This window comes from Desulfuromonas sp. DDH964 (genome assembly GCF_001611275.1).
GTDB lineage: Bacteria > Desulfobacterota > Desulfuromonadia > Desulfuromonadales > DDH964 > DDH964.
The window spans coordinates 3,656,773-3,675,310 of the sequence record NZ_CP015080.1 but is presented as its reverse complement, the minus strand read 5'-3'; the positions used below and the strand labels follow the sequence as shown (position 1 = coordinate 3,675,310).

Genomic DNA, 18,538 nt, shown 5'->3' with positions numbered 1-18,538 from the left:
CTTTTCCGTGATCGGACCCGTACTGATGGATGAATTCTTTCTCGACACCCTCGCCAGCGGCCTGCGGGTGGTGATGGTCGAAATGCCCCACCTGCACAGCGCCGAGGTCGTCTGCTACGTCGGCGTCGGCAGCCGCTACGAGGAGCCGCGCTACTCGGGCATCTCCCATTTTCTGGAGCACATGGTCTTTCGCGGCACCGCCGAGTTTGCCGACAGCCTCGAGCTGGAGCGGGCCTTCGAGACGATCGGCGGCGCCGTCAACGCCGCCACCGACGCCGAAACCACCTGCTACCACTCCCGCGTCCACCCCGACCAGCTCGAACGCGGTCTCGAGATCTTCGCCTCGATGCTGCTGCGCCCCCGCCTCGAAGAACTTGAGGTCGAGCGGCGCATCATCCTCGAAGAGGCGAACGAGGATTACAACGAGCAGGGGGAGCAGGTCAGCCCCGACAATCTCACCGCAGCGCTCCTCTGGCCCGACCTGCCGCTCGGGATGCCGACCATCGGCACCCGCGCGTCGATCAGCGCCATCGACCGGGGCGCCCTGGTCGACTACCACCGCAGCTACTACACGCCGGCCAACACCGTCATCGCCGTCACCGGCCGGGTGCGGCGCAGCGCCGTGCTGGCCGCGGTGCAGCGTCATTTCGGCGCCTGGCAGGGAGGGCTGGCCCCGGTGGCGGCGGCCGGCCTCGCCACCCCCGACGCCGGCGGCGCGGCGAGCGTCTGGGTTCACGACTCCGATTCCCAGGTCGGCCTGCAGTTCGCCTTTCGCCTCCCCGGCCGCGCCAGCGAGCACGCCGTCGCGCTGCGGCTGCTGCGCCGGGTCCTCTCCTGGGGCGGGACCTCGCGGCTGATGCTGCACCTGCGCGAACGGCTCGGGCTCACCTACAACGTCGAGGCCAACCTCGCCCTTTACGACGACTGCGGCGTCCTCGCCGTCGACCTCTCGGTCGCCCCGGAGAATACCGTCACCGCCGCCCGCGAAGTGCTGGCGGTGATTGAGGAGCTCTGCCGGGAACCGGTGCCGGCGGAGGAGCTGGCGCGGATCGTCCAAGGCTACCTTTTTGATCTCGACTTCTCCCTCGATCACACCGAGGACCCGGCGGTTCGCTACGGGTGGGGGACCCTGGTTGGCTACCGCCGCACCCTCGCCGACGATCGCTGCGAATTGGCGGCGGCGACCAGCGCGGAGCTGCTGCGCACAGCCGGGGAGCTGCTGGTCCCCGGGGCGCTCAAGGTGGCGGTGGTCGGCCCCTGGAAGGAGAAGGATCGCAAGGCGGTGGAACGGTTGCTGCGGGAGTTCCGGCGTTAGCACCGGAAAGCGGGGAACAGGGATAAAACGAGAGCGGGGCACCCATCATGGGTGCCCCGCTCTCGTTGTGGCCGGTTGTTGCGGGAGGGCTACTCCCGGGACTGCTGCAGGAAGTGGTAGAAGTCGGAGTCGGTAGAAATCACCAGCCGCGAGTTGCTGCCGACCGCCTTGCGGTACGCTTCGAGGGTGCGCATAAAGCTGTAGAACTCAGGGTCGCGGCTGTAGGCCGCGGCGTAGATCCCGGCGGCCTCGGCATCGGCGCGGCCGCGGATCTGCACCGATTCGCGATAGGCGTCGGACTGGATGCGCTTGAGCTCCTTCTGCATCTGGCCGAGGATGTTGGCCTTCTCCCCTTCCCCTTCCGAGCGGAACTGGGAGGCGACCTTCTTGCGCTCCGAGACCATCCGCTCGTAGACCCGCTTGCGCACCTGCTCGACGTAGTTGATGCGCTTGATGCGCACGTCGATCAGCTCGATGCCGTACTCGGGGGTGCTCTTGCGCGCCTCGGCGAGGATGCTGTCGAGGATCTGTTCGCGGCCGGCGAGGTTTTCGACCGGGATCACCTCTCCCTCCAGCTCGATCACCTCTTCCCCGGTTCCGGGCGCCTGGTAGTTGCCGCCGCGCACCAGCTCCACCAGCAGGTGGCTGGAGACGGCGTCACGAACCACCGAGTCGAGGATGTCGTCGAGGCGGCTCATCGCCCCCTGCTCGGTGGCGACGGTGGTGTAGAAGAGGAGCGGGTCGGTGATCCGCCAGCGGGCGGTGGTGTCAACCCAGATATAGCGCTTGTCGCGGGTCGGAATCTGGTTGGGGTCACCGTCCCACTTGAGGATGCGGCGGTCGAAGCGGCGCACTTCCTGGATCAGCGGGGTCTTGAAGTGGAGCCCGGCGAGCTGGACGCCGCCGACCGGTTTGCCGAACTGGGTGACGATCGCCTGCGACCCCTCGGGGACGATGAAAAGGCTGTTGCGGGCGAGAACCAGGGCGAGAAAGAGGACGATAGGGATCAGGATCTTTTTCATTTTTCACCCCCGGTCTTCTCGCTGCGCAGCGGCAGCAGCGGCAGGGCACCGGCGCCGTTCTTGTCCATGACGTAGACCTCGTCGAGGGCGGGGAGGATCTTCTCCATGGTTTCGAGATAGAGGCGCTGGCGCGTCACCTTCGGCGCCTTCTTGTACTCGCCGAGCAGGGCGAGGAAGCGGTCGGCCTCCCCTTTCGCCTGGTTGAGGCGCTCGAGGGCATAGCCTTCGGCTTCGAGGATGGTGCTCTTCGCCACCCCGCTTGCCTTGGGGACCTCGCGGTTGTACTGCTCGCGGGCCTGGAAGATCATGCTCTCCTTCTCCTGTTCGGCCTCGTTGACCTCGTTGAAGGCCGCCTTGACCGCCTCCGGCGGGTTGACGTCCTGGAACTTGACGGTGACGATGCGCACCCCGATGTCGTAGCTGTTGAGGGTCTGCTGCAGATCCTTCTCGATCATCGTGGCGAGCGTCGCCCGCTCGGTGGTGAGGACTTCGCTGACGTTGGAATTGCCGACCACGGTGCGCACCGCCGCCTCGGCGATGTCGCGGATCGTTTCGCGCGGGTCCTCGATGCGATAGAGGAACTTGAAGGGATCGGCGATCTGGTACTGGACGATCCATTCGAGGTCGACGACGTTGAGGTCGCCGGTCAGGGTCAGCGACTCCTCATCGAACCCCTGGGTATTGTAGGAGCTGCGCACTCCGGCGCTGACGGTGCGAAAGCCGAACTCCTCTTTCAGTACCCGGCCGCTCTTGACCAGGGTGACGGTCTCGATGCCGAAGGGGAGCTTGAAGTGCAGACCCGGTTCGGCGAAGTCGGTGAAGTGGCCAAAGCGCAGCACCACCCCGGTCTCCTCGGTGCCGACTTCGTAAAAACTGCTGAAGATGCCCCAGGCCAGCAGCAGGGCGACAAAGGCGAGAGCAAAAAACTTGGCGGGCGGCCGCTTCCCCTTGAAGCGATCGACGATTTCGGTGACCTTGCGTTCGAGGTCGTCGGGGTTGACCCGATTCTGCCAGTCCTGCATGGATTCTCCTTGCTTGAGAGGGCTGGTGTTCCTGCCGGTAGAGTCCGGCATGAAAGTGTTCTCACCTTAACACGAGGGGGAGAGGGTGCCAAGGAAAAGCCCCGGCTGCCGGCAATGGCCCGCAACGCCGCAGGGCGGCCCCTGCGGACCGCCCTGCGAGATCAAGCCGATCTACCTGCCAACGGTTCCGGCCCCGGGCCGTTAGCGGGCCCGCCCCATCACCCGGTTCTCGTCGCCGAAGTCTCCACGACGCAGGACTGCTGCGGTAGGTGGCCGACGTATCGCTGCCCCGGATCGAGCCGGGTCCTGACGGCCGAAAAGGGTTACAGGTAGTGTGTTTAAATTGCCATCAGTCGATAAGCTACAACAGCGCCGGATCGTTCTTGATCAAAGATGAGAGAGGGGCATCTGGAGCAGGCCAGTCAACGAATGAACAACGTCCCTTAGGTTGTCCCGGAGTGCGACAGCACAACGCGGAGATTTGATCCGACAGTCTGCCTCGCCCGCTTTTGACATTCCATGAATCCGCGTTAAATTTCAGATATTCCCATTTGCGGGCGCGCCCTTGCACCAACCTGAAAGGAGGCAAACATGGCATTCTTCGATTGGAATCCGGAACTCGAGACCCGTTTCCCTGTCGTCGATGAACAGCACCGTTTCCTCGTCGGACTGGTAAACGAATTTTACGATGCCCTCCATTCCGGTCAGGCGCGGGAAATGGTCGGCGGGGTGCTCGGCCGTCTTGCGGAATATGCAGGAAGCCACTTCGCCTGCGAGGAACGACTGATGGTGGAAACATCCTACCCTGGTTTTGCGGCGCACAAAAGAGAGCATGAAGCTCTGACCTCACAGGTGGTGAAGCTTCTGGAGGAATTTCACCGTACCGATCAGGCGCTCTCCGTCAAAGTCGGGTTCTTTCTTCGTGACTGGCTGATGAATCATATCCTGAAAACCGACAAGGCGATGGGAGCCTATCTGGCCACCCACCACCAGCTCAGCGCCTGAACCGGCCACCAGGTTTCCGTTTCCCCGGGTGGAATTCAAGGGACGTTCATTAGTCGATTAGTGCCAACAGCGCCGGATCGTTCTTGATCCAGAAGAGAATGCAGGGGTCAAGTCTTTCCGTGCAACATTACCTCCTCACTTCTACTGATCATCCGGCTGACGGTCGAGTAATGGATGCCCCAGAACCTGGCGATATCCTTCAGGGGATAGCTCCACTCTACATGGGCGGTGCGGGCCGTAGATTTCGCTTTAGCGTCTTTCGGGCCGGGGGCTAAAAGTTGTTCCAGTGCAGGGCGGTGGGCAAGACGCTGTGGTAGTGGAATCTCCTCAATGGCTTGCATCTCGGTCAATTGCGGGTGGAACTGGGCAACGAATGACTCTCTTCCGAGTAGCGTTCCGCCACGCAGCTCCGTCCAGGGTGAGGGTTGTTCGACCCCGTTGGCGACAAACTCCCGGTAACGCTGCCGCGCAGCCTCCCGGTTTCTGGAGAATTGAGACAATAACCAGTCGACGCTCAGGAATGAAGAAAAAGGAGCGAGGCCGGCCGTGGCGGCGTAACTCGACCAGGGCCAAGCCTCCGGATTCGCAACCATGCGTGCAGCAACCGGGTTGAGGACGATGTAGCGGCAGAGGTTCAGCAGGTAGGCTTCCTTGTCGACCAGGATCGCCTTGTAACGTCCCTGGAAGAGATGACCACAACGGCCGTGGCGGCGATTGAACACCTGGGTGTAGTTGCCGTTGAGCTGTCGCATGCCGCGGGAGAGGTTGGCTTCAGGAGTTTGGATCAGAAGGTGGTAATGGTTGCCCATCAGGCAGTAGGCATGGCAGAGCCAGCGATATTTTTCGACAACCATCGCCAGAACATCAAGAAATTTGGCACGGTCGGAATCGTTCTCGAAAACCATACCCCGTGCATTTCCACGCGAGGTAAGGTGATAAATGGCATCTGGAAATTGAATACGAAGCGATCTGGCCATGGAGCCCCCTCCTTGGATTTTCGGCAGCATATCATAAAATGTGGCACAGAAAGACTTGACCCCTCACCTCCTCCTTTGCGCCAGCTCCTCGCCGCGACCCCGGTCGCCCGGGAAGAGCAGGACCAGCGCATCGGGGAATACCGGCGCAAGGTGCTGGAAACCTTCTTCCGCCACGGCCGGCTCGAGAAGCTGCCGGCGCAGCAGAAGAAGCGGCTGATCGTGCTGGAGGCGTTCGCGACGCGCTTCGAGGTCAGACGACGCTACCGTGAGGCGGAGGTGACGGAGCTGATCACGCCGCTGTTTGAGGACTACTGCACCATCCGCCGGCTGCTGGTCGACGCCGGGCTGATCCGCCGCGCCGGGGCGAGCTACTGGCGGGAAGAAGAGGGGAACCCGGCGCTGCCGGCTCCGCTGAAGAAGGAGAAGAGAATGCCCAGAAACGATCCGCGCCGGGAACTCAAGCGGGCGCTGAAACAGAGCGCCGCGCCGATGGGGATTTACCAGATCCGCTGCGCCAGCAATGGACGTATCTACGTCGCCGCCAGTCCCAACCTCGACGGCGAGCGTAACAGCCGCCTGTTCCAGCTGCGGATGGGGAAGGTGGTCTTCAGTCCCGAATTGCAAAAGGACCTCGACCAGTTCGGCGCCAGGGCCTTCACCTTCGAGGTGCTGGCGACGCTGGAACCGCCGGGACCGGGAAGTGATCCGAAGCGGGCGCTGGCGCTGCTGGAACTGGAATGGCTGGAGCGGCTGCAGCCCTTCGGCGCGCAGGGGTACAACAGTGAGCGCAAGTACCGCCGCGAGCGGGAGCGGTTCCGTCTGGATTAACCGGGCGGAATTTTCGCCAATCAGTCGTTGATGTTTGGCGGCAATCTTGGCAGAATGCGCAGATTGCATCGGCCACCCGGTTCAGCCACCAGACCAGAAAAGGATAGGGACTATGGCATATGGAAAGAAAGAGGGGCTGCTCTATTTCGGCATCCCGTCGGGGAGCCTCAACGAACAGGTGATGCGGCTGCTGGAAAAATCGGGCCGGCCACTGAAGGCAGGGCGCCAGTACGAGCTGACCACCTCCTATGACCCGGATGTCGTCTTTCGCGTCCTCGACCGCAAGGAGATGCCGCAGAAGGTGCGCGACGGCATCGTCGACTGCGGCATCACCGGCAAGGACTACGTCTTTGAGGCCGGGATGGAGCAGGAGGTGGAGGTGCTCGGCGACTTCATCTTCTCCAAGCACACCAACCAGCCGTCGCGCCTGGTCCTCGCCTCGCGCCCCGAGCTCGGCATCGCCAGTGCCGCCGACTGCCGCGGCAAGGTGATCGCCACCGAGCTTCCCAACCTGACCCGGCGCCGCATGAAGGATCTGTTCGGCGTCGAGGAGCTGCAGATCCTGCACAGCGAAGGGAAGACCGAAGCCAAGGTCAACATGGGGGAGTGCGACGCCTTCACCGACATCACCGAGACCGGCGCCACCTTAAAGGCCAACGGCAACATCATCGTCGCCGAGCTCTTCACCTCCAACCCCCAGCTGCTCGCCAACCGTGCCGCCCTTGCCGACCCCGCCAAGCTGGAGAAGATGGAGGATATCCGCATCTGCATCGACGCCGTCCTGCAGGCCGAGCGCGAGCCGGTCTACATGGTCTTCATGGACGTGCCGACCCGGGTTCTCGACCAGGTCGAGAAGATCCTCCCCTCGGTGATCTCCCCCACCGTCAGCCCGGTGGTGGACGAGGCCTGGCGCTCGGTGTCGGCGGTCATTCGCGAATCCCAGCTCAACATCCTCGCGCCCAAACTGCTGCGCCTCGGCGTCGATGGCATCGTGCCGATCCCGGCGCCCAAGGTCTTCACCCAGGACATGGTGCGTCCCCGCAAATTCTGAATGGCGGCGCCAAATTCCGTCCCACGGCCAGGTTGGACGAAATTTTTCATAGCCATTTATCCCAAGTGATTCAGATACGAAGGAGATTGATCATGGACAAGAAACAACTCGAAGAAGGGAGCGAGATCGCCATCGCTTTCGACAAGCGCGGCGGGCTGGTGCCGGCCGTGGTGCAGGACGCCAGGGACGGGCGGGTGCTGATGCTCGCCTATGTCAACGCCGAGGCCTTTGCGACGACGCTGAAGAAGGGAATGGCGACCTTCTGGTCGACCTCGCGCAACGAACTCTGGACCAAGGGGGAGACCTCGGGCGATTTTCTGAAGATCGTCGAGATCCGCACCGACTGCGACCAGGACGCCCTGGTCTACATCGTCGAACCCCAGGGGGGCGGCGCCTGCCACACCAGGAGTCCCGAGACCGGCAAGACCCGCGAGACCTGCTTCTACCGTAAGCTCGACCTTGCCAGCGGCGCCCTGGTGAGCGCCGACTGACCCCGCTTTCGCTGCCCCGTTAACGAACAAAGCCGCCCGCTGACCCCGGGCGGCTTTGTTCGTTTTTTGAGGGGGGAGAGCTGCCCGGTTACTTGATGCGGATCGTCTTGTAGAGAAAGTTCTTGAAGCGGTAAAAAATCTTCTGCTGTTCCGGATCACTGCTCTTGGGATCGCAGGCGCGCAGAAGCAGAGCGATCTTCGGCATCGAGGTGGCGCCGGCGGCGCGGGCGAGGTCGATGACGGCTGCGACGACGTCGCGGGAGATGGTGCTCTCGGTGAAGGGGATGTAGAGACCGCTCCAGAAGTCCTCGTCGCCACGGCGGATGGTGGCGAAGAGCTCGCCGGCGAGCTGGTCGCGCAGCGCCTCGGCGGTCCCTTCCGGGGCGGCGGGCGAGGCGACCAGCGCGTCGAGGATCTTGCGCACGTCTTCCTCGCTGATGGTGCGCCCCTTGCGGAAGAAGAGCGCCCGCACCAGGATCGAGCGCAGCTCGCGGATGTTGCCGGTGTAGTTGTGGGCGGCGAGGAGCGCCTGGGCGCCGCGGCTGATGCCGGGGACGGCGTCGTCGCTCTCCTCGGGGCGCTTGTAGACCTTCCAGAGCTTGCCGAGAAAGTGCACCACCAAATCGGGGATGTCCTCGCGCCGCTCGTTGAGGGAGGGAACCTCGACGGTCAGCTCGGAGAGGCGGTGGTAGAGATCCTCCCGGAAAGTGCCGGCGGCGATCAGCTGGCGCAGGTCGCGGTTGGTGGCGGCGACCAGCAGCACCCGGGCGTAGCGGGTGGTGTTCTCGCCGAGACGCATGAAACCGCCATTGTCGAGAAAGCGCAGCAGCTGCACCTGGGTCTTGGGGTCGGCGTCACCGATCTCGTCGAGAAAGACCACCCCGCCGTGGGCCTCTTCGAGGATCCCCTTGCGGTCGGTATGGGCGCCGGTGAAGGCGCCGCGCTTGTGGCCGAAGAGCTCCGAGTAGGTCAGCTCGCCGCTGTAGGCGGCGATGTTGCTCTTCTGCACCGCGAGCTCGCCGCGCGGGTTGATCTGCCCCTGGTACATCTCGTTGAGGCGCGAGTAGAGGTTGTTGAAGAAGAACTCCTTGCCGCTGCCGGTGGCGCCGGTGATCAGGATCGACGGCAGGCCGAGGGTCGCCTCGGAGAGGTCGCGCTGGGTCCACATGGCGATGCGGTTGAAGATCGGCGGGGTGACGCGCTGGATGAAGTCGACGATCTCCGTCGCCTTTTGCGAGTTGCCGATGATGTTGCCAAGCTTGTAGGAGTGGATCTTGGGATCCTTGTAGCCGACGTCGGTGCGCAGCCGGCTCACCTCGGTGGTGAGCTTCTCGATGCGCTGCAGATCGGAGAGGTGGCGCGAGATCATCTGCTCGATGATCTGCAGGATGCGCTTGTGCTCGTCGCTGAAGTACCAGGGGCGCTGCGAGTCGAGACAGATTACGGCGAGCACCTCGTCGTCGCAGATCACCGGCACCGCCAGCTCGCTCTTGATCGACTCGGTGATCTCCCGGTAGAAACCGCCGTTGCGCTTCTCCTCGCCGGTGTCGGCGACCAGCCAGGGGCGCTTGGTGTGGGCGACGTAGCCGGTAAGGCTGCGCTCCTCGGGGAGGAGTTCCATTCCGCCGATGCGGATCGGCGGGATGTTTTTCTTCAGCCACTCCTTGCTCTTCGCACCGGCGAGCCGGCCGTCGGGTTCTTCCACCACCAGCCAGCGCTCCCCCTCCTGCTCGCGCACCAGGGCGATGCTGCCGGTGTCGGCGCCGATCAGCTCCACTGCCTTGGCCAAAACCCGGGAGAGGAAGGGCTGGGTTCCCTCGAACTTCTCCTGCAGCAGGTCGTTGATCTCGGCGAGGACCTGGATCTCCATGTGCTCGTCGCCGATCTCCTGGATCACCCGCTGCGCCATCTCGGCGTGGGCCTCTAAAAGCCCCTTTTCAAAATCGCTGAAACGGTAGGCGGTGCGGGTATAGTAATTGACAAGGCAGATCACCCTGCGGGTGCGCGGCTCGTAGCGGGGGACGACGTAGAGGGACTTCATCCCCATCTGCTCGGTGAGGTAGCGCTTCTGCAGACGCTCGCTGGTGAGGTTGGGGATATAGAGGGGTTGCAGCAGGGTCTCGTCGCTGATCACGCCGCTGGCGTTGACATAGCGCGACAGCAGCGATTCCCCCGGCGCGAGGCTGATCAGGCGTTCGTCCTCGTAAAGCTGGCGCGCTTCCTTCTCCTTGGAGTAGCTGGCGAGGATGCGCAGCCCCTCCTCGCCGCTCCCGGTGGCGAGGGGCGCCGGTACCAGCACCGAGGCGAGGGAGAGCTTGTCGATCAGCCGCACCGCCGACTTGACCATGGTGAAGGCCGCCTCCTTCTTCTTCGCCTCGTCGACGCGGCGGGCGAGGACCATCTGCTGGTGGTACTTGCGGGCGGCATCGACGATCGCCGCGGTGCTGTCGAGGAAGTGGCGCAGGGCGCGGCGCTCTGCGCTGCCGGGGAGGTGCCCCTGGCGACCGCTATCGACGCAGACGACGCCGACCGCGCGCCCCTGGTGCAGCAGCGGCAGGTGACAGCTGGCGCGGATGGCGAAACGCTCGGCGAGTTCGCGGGCGAAGCGGCTCGGGAAGGTGAGGACATCCTCGACCTGGGCCTCCTCCTGGGTCAGGTAGACCTTTGATACCAGGTAGTCCCTGCTGTTGATCGGAAAGGAATGTTCGCGGATCGCCTCGGCGTGGAGGCCGGTGGCGGTGGTGCAGGCGAGGCTGCCGCTGGTGAGGTCCTCGAGGTAGACGCGGCAGCGGTTCTGGCGCGTAATCAGGTTGACGGCCTCGACCAGAACGTGCAGGATATCTTCCAGGTTTTCTTTGCCGTAGCTGGCGATCTTGGCCGCCAGCTGGGCGATCTTGGGGTCACTGATCGAATCCATGGCCACTCCCGAGTGTGTAGGAATTTTACTCAGGGAGTATAGGGCCGGGCGCCGGCAGTTGTCAAAGGGGCGGAGCCGGCCGGGACCGCTACGGGGAGGACGGATGGCAGCGGGTAAATGCATGATCATCGGCCTGGGGGATATCGGCCTGCAGCTGGTGCGCACCCTTTCGCGCCACATTAATCTGGTTTGCGTCGACGCCAGCCCGGAACTGCTGGAGGTCGCCGCGCAGCTGCGCAGCGAGGGGCTCGAAACCTTCCAGGGGGACGCCACCAGCCGCATGTTCCTGGAGAAGGCCGGCGCCGGCAAGGTCGACACCATCCTCATCACCACCACCTCCGAGGATGTCAATATCGAGGTCGCCCGGGTGCTGCGCCAGCACTTCAACGTTCCGCGCCTGGTCGCGCTGGGGATCACCCGCGGTGGCATCAAGACCCTGGAAAAGCTCGATGTCGAGGTCGAGGGGATCTTTACCGCCAGCGCCACCTTCCTGCGCAACCGGGTCGAGTTCAAAAGCAAGACGGTGCAGGGGATCGGTCTCGGCAAGAACGAGATCCTCGAGGTCGAGGTTCACGGCCACTCGCGCCTTGCCAACAAGTCGCTGGCGGCCCTCAATCCCCGCAGCTGGCGGGTCGGCATCGTCTATCGCGACGGCAACATCGTCATCCCGAGCGGTGACACGGTGCTGCGTGCCAAGGACCGGGTGGTGCTGCTCGGCGATCCCAAGGTGCTGAAGACCGTCACCGACCTGATGACCTTCCGCTTCGAGCATTTTCCCCTCGAATTCGGCGACACCCTGGTCGCCTATGTCCCGGCCGAGCCGCCCCCTTCCTACCTGGAGGAGCTCGCCTACCTGCTCAGCGTCTTCCCCCTCGAAAAGGCGCTCTTCGTCTGCGCCCGGCCGGGGGAGGCGCTGGAAGAGGAACTCCGCGGGCTGGTGACCCGCCAGCATGTCGGCGAACTGCGCTGCGAGCCGGCCGGTACCGACGAACCTTGCGCCGCGGTGCGGGACGCGGTGCGCGAACTCGGCCGCGACGCCAGCGTCGTCATCCTCCCCCGCGACGGCGCCCTCGGCCGCGGCCTGCAACTCTTCGGCGACCACCTCAGCAAGCGCTGCCTGCGCCAGCTCTCCAGCATCGTCGGTTGCCCGGTCCTCCTTGCGGCCGGCAGCTTTCCCTATGAAAAAGTGGCGGTGCCGGCGGTCGACCCGGTCGGTTTCCAGCACGCCCTGGAGACAACCCTGGAGATGTCGGCCGGGATTCGTTACCGCATCGATGCGCTCTTTGCCGTTCCTTCCGAATACATCGCCTCGGAGGAGGAGCACGGGACCGAAGCGGAGATGCGCAAGGCGGCGACCGAACTCGCCCTGGTCTACCGTGCCACGGTGGGAGCCGTCGACCTGGAAGGGAACCCGGTACGGGTCATCAGCGCGGCCCTCGGCGACTACAACCTGATGGTCGCTGATGTCGGCAGCTGGCACCCCGAAGGGCGCCTCTTTCCCCTGCTGCGTCCCGATGTTGCCTGGAGCCTGGTGCGGCGCGCCGGCATCTCCACCCTGCTGATGCCGCCGGACGAAAAGATCGCCTGAGGAGCGCCATGGGACACGAACAGCTCTCCATCTTTCTGGTGGTCCTCGGCGCCGCCGTCATCCCCTTCTTCGCGCGCCGCTTCCGCCTCCCTTCGGCGGCCCTCGAAATCGTCTACGGCGCCTTCCTCTTCAACACCCTGATCAACGGCCGACCGGAGTGGTTTCAGCTGCTGCGCGAACTCGGCTTCATCTACCTGATGTTCATCGCCGGCATGGAGCTCGACCTGCACAGCGTCCGCAAGAGCGGCAAGAGCCCCTGGTACGTGCTGATCTCGGTCGTCTCCTTCTCGGTCACTCCGCTAATTTTCGTCGCCTGCGGCCAGCCCTTTTTCCTCGGCGTGGCGGTGGCGATGATCTCCGCCGGCATCACCATCCCGGTCCTCAAGGAGCTCGGCCTCTCGCGTACCCCCCTCGGGCGCGACATCATCGGCGTTGCCTTGACCGGCGAGCTCCTCTCGATCCTGGTGCTGACCCTGATCGACGCCTACCACAAGCACGGTCTGGCCTGGGAGGCGGTCCTCGAACTCGGCAAGCTGGCGCTTCTCTTCGGCCTGGCGCTGCTGGTGCTGCGGCTGCTCTACCTGCTCGCCTGGTGGCATCCCGACCGGGTGGCGAAGGTGATGGAGAGCCAGGACCCGGTCGAGGAAGGGGTGCGGGCAGTGGTCGTGGTCGCCTTCGGCGGCGGCATTCTCGCCGCGGCCGCCGGCGCCGAGCCGATCCTCGGCTCGTTTCTCGCCGGCATGATCTTCAGCCAGGTCTTCCGCAGCATGGGGCGCTTCGAGGAGAAGCTCAATGCCCTCGGCTTCGGCTTTCTGATCCCCTTCTTCTTCATCGGCGTCGGCTCCCAGCTCGACCTGCAGACCGTCACCTCGCTGCCGATCGTCCTCACCGCCCTCGTCCTCACCGGCATGGTCCTGGTCAGCAACCTCTCGCCGCTGCTGCTGGTGCGTCCCCTGCGCCTCTCCTTTCGCGAGGCGGGTGCAATGGCGATCCTCCTCTCGGCCCCCCTGTCGATGATCGTCGTCGCCGGCACCCTCGGCAAGCGCATGGGGCTGATCTCCGACCCGCTCAGCGCCGCCCTCGTCCTCACCGCCCTCTTCGCCAGCGTCGTCTACCCGACGCTCTTCCGCTTCCTCGCCCCACGGCTGCCGGCGCCGAAACCCGCCAACGGCAAGTTGATCTGAGCAAGATCCTGCGATCCCGGTCGCCCCCTCGCCGATATCGGCGCCATCGAAATCGACTAGCGGGCCGAAAAAACACTTGCCCGTGCGGAACTCCCCGTGCTAGAAGAATGAACGTTCATTCCGCAACGAGGAGAACCGCATGACCAGAACCGACAAGCGGGAAGAGATCCTCCACGCCGCCCTCGAACTGATCGCCGAAAACGGCTTTCACGGCGCGCCGATGGCGATGATTGCCGAGCGGGCCGGGGTCGGGGCGGGGACCATCTACCGCTATTTCGAGAACAAGGATGTCCTCATCAACGTCCTCTATCAGGAGCTCGAATCCCGGATTCGTCCGGTCTTGATGGTGGGCTATGCGACCGACAAGCCGATCCGCGAGCGGTTCATTCACCTCGGCTCGGCCTGGCTCAAGTACTTTATCGACCACCCCCTCGATTTCCGTTACCTGGAACAGTTTCACAACTCCCCCTACGGGGTCGAATTCCGGCGGGACAAACTGCTGGGAAAGAAGGGGAATTGCGGGGTCTATCAGCAGCTTTTTGCCGAGGCCATCGCGCAGCAGGTGATGAAGGACCTGCCGCTGGCTTCCCTGTTCGCCCTGGCTTTCGGTCCACTGCTGGCCGTCGCCCGGGACCATATTTTGGGGTTCATCGCCCTGGACGAAGACCTCATCGCCCGGATCACTGCGGCCTGCTGGGACGGAGTCCGAAGATAGTCCCGAAAGGTCACCTTGGTTGAGAACCGTTCCGGCTCGCGCCGGGACGAAGCCCTATTTCCACTTCATGCCAGAGGTTGTTATGCGAAACGTGTGCACACTCAGAAAAATCCTGTTTGCCGGGCTGCTCGTGGCCGGCTTGACGATTGCCGGCTGCGACCAGCCGTCGGTAGCCGCTCCTCCTTCCCAGGCGCCGCCGCCTGAGGTAGGAGTCGCGGTGATGAAGACGCAGCCGGTGACCCTTACCAGGGAACTTGCCGGCCGGGTTTCGGCGCGGTTGATTGCCGAGGTGCGCCCCCAGGTGGGAGGGATTATCCAGAAGCGCCTCTTCACCGAGGGGGGCGAGGTGAAGGCCGGCGATGTGCTCTACCAGATCGATCCGGCCACCTACCAGGCTGCCTATGCCAGCGCCCAGGCGGCTCTCGCCCGGGCGGAGGCGAACGTCGAACCGGCGCGCCTCAAGGCTGAGCGCTATGCCGGGCTGGTCAAGATCGACGCGGTGAGCAAGCAGGAATCGGACGACGTTACAGCCGCCATCAAGCAGGCCGAAGCCGACGTCCAAGTGGCTCAGGCAGCGGTAGATACAGCGCGCATCAACCTCGGTTACACAACCGTCAAGGCTCCGATCAGCGGCCGCATCGGCCGCTCTCTGGTTACCACCGGCGCCTTGGTGACGGCCAGTCAGGCCACCCCGCTGGCGACAATCCAGGCGCTCGATCCGGCCTACGTGGATGTCACCCAGTCGAGCGCCGAGCTGCTGCAGCTAAAGCGGGAACTGGCCAGCGGCGCCCTCAAGGGGGCGGCCGGCCAGGCCAAGGTACGGCTCGTCTTCGAGGATGGGACGGATTACGACCAGACGGGGGTCCTCAAGTTTTCCGACGTTACCGTCGACCCGAGTACCGGCTCGGTCACCCTGCGTACCCTCTTCCCCAATCCGAAACAGCTCCTGTTGCCCGGGATGTACGTGCGCGCTCTTCTCGAAGAGGGGGTCAACGAAAATGCCATCCTGGTGCCGCAGCGGGGCGTGACCCGCAATCCGGAAGGGAACGCGGTGGTGATGCTGGTCGGTGCCGACGATAAGGTCGAGCAACGGGTGATTCAGGTTGCACGCACGGTCGGTGACTACTGGCTCGTCGCGGGTGGACTAAAGCCCGGCGACCGCGTCATCCTGGAGGGGCTGCAACGGGCCCGGCCGGGGACGGTGGTCAAGCCTGTTCCTTTCGGTACCCCTGCCGCTGCAGCGCAGCCGGCCGCAGCGAAGTAGAGGAGCCCCGTCATGCCGAAATTTTTTATCAATCGCCCGATCTTTGCCTGGGTGATTGCCATTGGCGTCATGCTGGCCGGCCTGCTGGCGGTCAAGACCCTGCCGGTCTCCCAGTATCCGCCGATCGCGCCGCCGCAGATCGCCATTCGCGCCGTCTATCCAGGCGCTTCGGCACAGACCGTCCAGGACACCGTCACCCAGGTGATCGAACAGAAGCTCAACGGTATCGACAACCTGCTCTACATGTCCTCGACCAGCGACTCCTCGGGAACGGTCGCCATCACCCTGACCTTCAAGGCCGGCACCGACCCCAATATCGCCCAGGTCCAGACCCAGAACAAGCTGCAACTGGCGGTGCCGTTGTTGCCGCAGATCGTCCAGCGGCAGGGAATTCAGGTGGTCAAATCGACCCGCAACTTCCTGCTGATCGTCGGCCTGGTCTCGGAAAACGGCTCGATGGATCGCAACGCCATCACCGACTTCATGGTCTCCAACGTCCAGGACATCATCAGTCGCCTGGATGGCGTCGGCGAACTTCAGGTTTTCGGCACCCAGAACGCTATGCGGGTCTGGCTCGATCCGGCCAGGCTCTACAACTATCACCTGACCACCAGCGACGTGGTGGCGGCGTTGCAGGCCCAGAACGCCCAGGTCTCGGCCGGTCAGTTCGGCGGCCTGCCGGCCGAGCAGGGACAGCAGCTCAACGCCACCGTCACCGCCCGCACCCTGCTGCACACGCCGGAAGAGTTCGACGCCATCATCCTGCGCACTAACCCTGACGGCTCGACGGTGCGGCTGAAGGATGTGGCAACCACCAAGATCGGTACCGAAGACTACCAGATCCAGGCCTTCTACAACGGCAAGCCGCTGGGCGGGATGGCGGTCCGTCTCGCTTCGGGCGCCAACGCCCTGGAGACCGGGACCCGGATCAAGGCCAAGATGGCCGAACTGGAGAAGTACTTTCCGGCCGGGCTGAAGGTGGTCTATCCCTACGACTCCACACCCTTCGTCAAAATCTCCATCGAAGAGGTGGTTCGGACGCTGATCGAGGCGATCTGCCTGGTCTTCGTCATCATGTTCCTCTTTTTGCAGAATATCCGCGCCACCCTGATTCCGACTATCGCCGTGCCGGTGGTGCTGCTCGGGACGATGGGGGCGCTTTCGGTCGCCGGTTTCTCCATCAACACCCTGACCATGTTCGCCCTGGTCATCGTCATCGGCCTGCTGGTCGACGACGCCATCGTTGTGGTAGAGAACGTCGAGCGGATCATGTCCGAGGAGGGGCTCTCGCCCCATGACGCGACGATCAAGTCGATGGGGCAGATCACCGGAGCCCTGTGGGGGATCGCTACCGTGCTGACGGCGGTTTTCCTCCCCATGGCCTTTTTCGGCGGTTCGACCGGCGTCATCTACCGCCAGTTCTCCATCACCATCATCTCCGCCATGATCCTCTCGGTGTTGGTAGCGATGATCCTCACCCCGGCGCTGTGCGCAACCATCCTGAAGCCGATCCCCAAGGGACATCAGGCCGGTGAAAGCGGCTGGTTCCCCTGGTTCTTCCGCTATTTCAACCGGGCCTTCGAATTCTGCCGCCACAATTACGAGCGGATCGTCGGCCACTCGTTCCGCAAGCCGCTGCGCTATTTGCTGATCTACGGCTGCATCGTTGCCGTCATGGTCCACTTCTTTCTCAAGCTGCCGACCTCTTTCCTCCCGAGCGAGGACCAGGGCTTTCTCATCTGTCAGGCCCAATTGCCGGCCGGAGCGACCCAGGATCGAACGATCAAAGTTCTCCAACAGATGGAGAAACACTTTCTCGAGGACGAGAAGCAGGCCGTCGAGGGGGTCATCACCGTGGCCGGCTTCAGCTTCGCCGGCCGTGGCCAGAACATGGGACTGGCCTTCGTCAAGCTCAAGGACTGGAAGGTGCGGCAGGAACCTGCGCTGCAGGCCGACGCCATCGCCGGCCGGGCCATGCAGGCCTTCTCCCACATTCGCGACGGCCTCGCGTTCGCTTTTTCGCCGCCGGCGGTGTTGGAGCTCGGGGTCGCCAACGGGTTCGACCTGGAACTCCAGGATCGCGGTGGGCTCGGCCATGACCAGCTGATGGCAGCGCGCAACCAGCTCCTCGGTATGGCGATGCAGGATCCCAACCTGGTTGCGGTACGTCCCAACGGCCAGAACGACACCCCGGAGTTCAAGCTCGACATCGACGACGCCCGGGCTGGCGCTCAGGGGGTGGCGATCGGGGACATTAACAGCGTTCTCTCCACGGCCTGGGGGAGCAGCTACGTCAACGACTTCATCCAGAACGGCCGGGTCAAGAAGGTCTTTGTCCAGGCTGATCCCCAGTTCCGGATGCTGCCGGAGGACATTAACCGCTGGTACGTCCGCAACGACCAGGGGGCGATGGTTCCTTTCTCGGCGTTTTCCACCGCCCACTGGCAGTTCGGTTCGCCGCGCCTGGAACGCTACAATGGCATTCCCTCGGTGGAGATCATGGGACAGGCGGCGCCCGGCATCAGCACCGGGGAGGCGATGAACCGGATGGAACAGCTGGTCTCCAAGCTGCCGGCGGGGATTGGCTACGAGTGGACCGGCCTCTCCTACGAGGAGAAGAAGGCGGGCGCCCAGGCCCCGGCCCTCTACGCCATCTCGCTCTTGGTGGTCTTTCTTGCCGTGGCGGCTCTCTACGAGAGCGTGACCATCCCTTTCGTCAACCTGTTGATGCTCCCTCTGGGGTTGGTCGGTGCGGTGACGGCGGTAACCCTGCGAGGTCTGCCTGACGACATCTACCTGCAGATTGGCCTGCTCACCACGGTGGGTCTCTCGACCAAGAACGCCATCCTGATCATCCAGTTCATCAAGGACCAGCTGAATCAGGGGCACGAGCTGGTCGAAGCCACCCTGACGGCGGTAAAGATCCGGCTGCGGCCGGTCATCATGACCTCGCTCGCCTTCTTCTTTGGCACTCTCCCGCTGGCGCTGACCAACGGGGCGGGTGCGGCGGCCCAGAACGCCATCGGTACGGCGGTCACCGGCGGCCTGTTGTCGGCGACCTTTATCGACCTGATTTTCATCCCATTCTTTTTCGTCCTGATTTCGCGGCTCTTTGCCAGGAAGAAGAAGACTGTCGCCGCGCCGATGGAGGGGCACTGA

General features: G+C 63.9%; 14 protein-coding genes. 10 read left to right on the top strand and 4 right to left on the bottom strand.

What is annotated here, in order from left to right; all coding sequences use genetic code 11:
- The first annotated feature begins 25 nt into the window (after positions 1 to 25).
- The gene (locus DBW_RS16755; RefSeq protein ID WP_066729124.1) at positions 26 to 1,315 is read left to right on the top strand and encodes a M16 family metallopeptidase; all 1,290 of its coding nucleotides are present in this window, start codon (positions 26 to 28) and stop codon (positions 1,313 to 1,315) included.
- An 89-nt stretch (positions 1,316 to 1,404) separates the two neighbouring features.
- Here the strand turns inward: DBW_RS16755 and hflC are convergent, their stop codons facing one another.
- Together hflC and hflK are read right to left on the bottom strand one after the other, a co-directional pair.
- On the bottom strand, positions 1,405 to 2,337 hold the full coding sequence (gene hflC / locus DBW_RS16750; RefSeq protein ID WP_066729122.1) for a protease modulator HflC: 933 nt from the start codon (positions 2,335 to 2,337) through the stop codon (positions 1,405 to 1,407).
- Positions 2,334 to 3,359, bottom strand: coding sequence for an FtsH protease activity modulator HflK (gene hflK / locus DBW_RS16745; protein ID WP_066729120.1), 1,026 nt, complete (start codon positions 3,357 to 3,359; stop codon positions 2,334 to 2,336). The genes hflC and hflK overlap by 4 nt, the downstream gene beginning before the upstream one ends.
- A gap of 591 nt (positions 3,360 to 3,950) precedes the next feature.
- On the opposite strand from hflK, the gene DBW_RS16740 reads away from it, so the two are divergent.
- A complete protein-coding gene (locus DBW_RS16740; RefSeq protein ID WP_066729118.1) occupies positions 3,951 to 4,364 on the top strand; it encodes a bacteriohemerythrin in 414 nt (137 codons plus the stop codon).
- A gap of 107 nt (positions 4,365 to 4,471) precedes the next feature.
- Here the strand turns inward: DBW_RS16740 and DBW_RS16735 are convergent, their stop codons facing one another.
- Positions 4,472 to 5,341 (bottom strand): transposase, encoded by an 870-nt coding sequence (locus tag DBW_RS16735; RefSeq protein ID WP_066729117.1) that lies wholly within the window; start codon positions 5,339 to 5,341, stop codon positions 4,472 to 4,474.
- Between the two features lie 12 nt (positions 5,342 to 5,353).
- On the opposite strand from DBW_RS16735, the gene DBW_RS16730 reads away from it, so the two are divergent.
- The 3 genes from DBW_RS16730 to hisI all read left to right on the top strand — a co-directional run bounded on the left by DBW_RS16730 (position 5,354) and on the right by hisI (position 7,711).
- Positions 5,354 to 6,169, top strand: coding sequence for a DUF2087 domain-containing protein (locus DBW_RS16730; RefSeq protein ID WP_231875353.1), 816 nt, complete (start codon positions 5,354 to 5,356; stop codon positions 6,167 to 6,169).
- A 112-nt stretch (positions 6,170 to 6,281) separates the two neighbouring features.
- Positions 6,282 to 7,220, top strand: a complete 939-nt coding sequence (hisG, locus tag DBW_RS16725; protein ID WP_066729115.1) for an ATP phosphoribosyltransferase — start codon at positions 6,282 to 6,284, stop codon at positions 7,218 to 7,220.
- A gap of 92 nt (positions 7,221 to 7,312) precedes the next feature.
- Positions 7,313 to 7,711, top strand: coding sequence for a phosphoribosyl-AMP cyclohydrolase (hisI, locus tag DBW_RS16720; protein WP_066729114.1), 399 nt, complete (start codon positions 7,313 to 7,315; stop codon positions 7,709 to 7,711).
- A gap of 88 nt (positions 7,712 to 7,799) precedes the next feature.
- Here hisI and DBW_RS16715 read toward each other — a convergent pair whose 3' ends face one another.
- The gene (locus DBW_RS16715) at positions 7,800 to 10,628 is read right to left on the bottom strand and encodes a GPMC system transcriptional regulator (protein ID WP_066729113.1); all 2,829 of its coding nucleotides are present in this window, start codon (positions 10,626 to 10,628) and stop codon (positions 7,800 to 7,802) included.
- A gap of 103 nt (positions 10,629 to 10,731) precedes the next feature.
- Here DBW_RS16715 and DBW_RS16710 point away from each other — a divergent pair, with 103 nt between their 5' ends.
- The 5 genes from DBW_RS16710 (at position 10,732) to DBW_RS16690 (ending at position 18,538) form a co-directional block, all read left to right on the top strand.
- Complete coding sequence (locus DBW_RS16710; protein ID WP_197463673.1) at positions 10,732 to 12,216, top strand: potassium channel family protein; 1,485 nt, start codon at positions 10,732 to 10,734, stop codon at positions 12,214 to 12,216.
- An 8-nt stretch (positions 12,217 to 12,224) separates the two neighbouring features.
- Positions 12,225 to 13,400: a cation:proton antiporter gene (locus tag DBW_RS16705; protein ID WP_066729110.1), complete on the top strand. Its 1,176-nt coding sequence runs from the start codon at positions 12,225 to 12,227 to the stop codon at positions 13,398 to 13,400.
- 139 nt (positions 13,401 to 13,539) lie between these two features.
- Positions 13,540 to 14,115: a TetR/AcrR family transcriptional regulator gene (locus DBW_RS16700; RefSeq protein ID WP_066729109.1), complete on the top strand. Its 576-nt coding sequence runs from the start codon at positions 13,540 to 13,542 to the stop codon at positions 14,113 to 14,115.
- A gap of 82 nt (positions 14,116 to 14,197) precedes the next feature.
- Positions 14,198 to 15,379, top strand: a complete 1,182-nt coding sequence (locus DBW_RS16695; protein ID WP_066729108.1) for an efflux RND transporter periplasmic adaptor subunit — start codon at positions 14,198 to 14,200, stop codon at positions 15,377 to 15,379.
- A gap of 12 nt (positions 15,380 to 15,391) precedes the next feature.
- Positions 15,392 to 18,538, top strand: coding sequence for an efflux RND transporter permease subunit (locus DBW_RS16690; protein ID WP_066729105.1), 3,147 nt, complete (start codon positions 15,392 to 15,394; stop codon positions 18,536 to 18,538).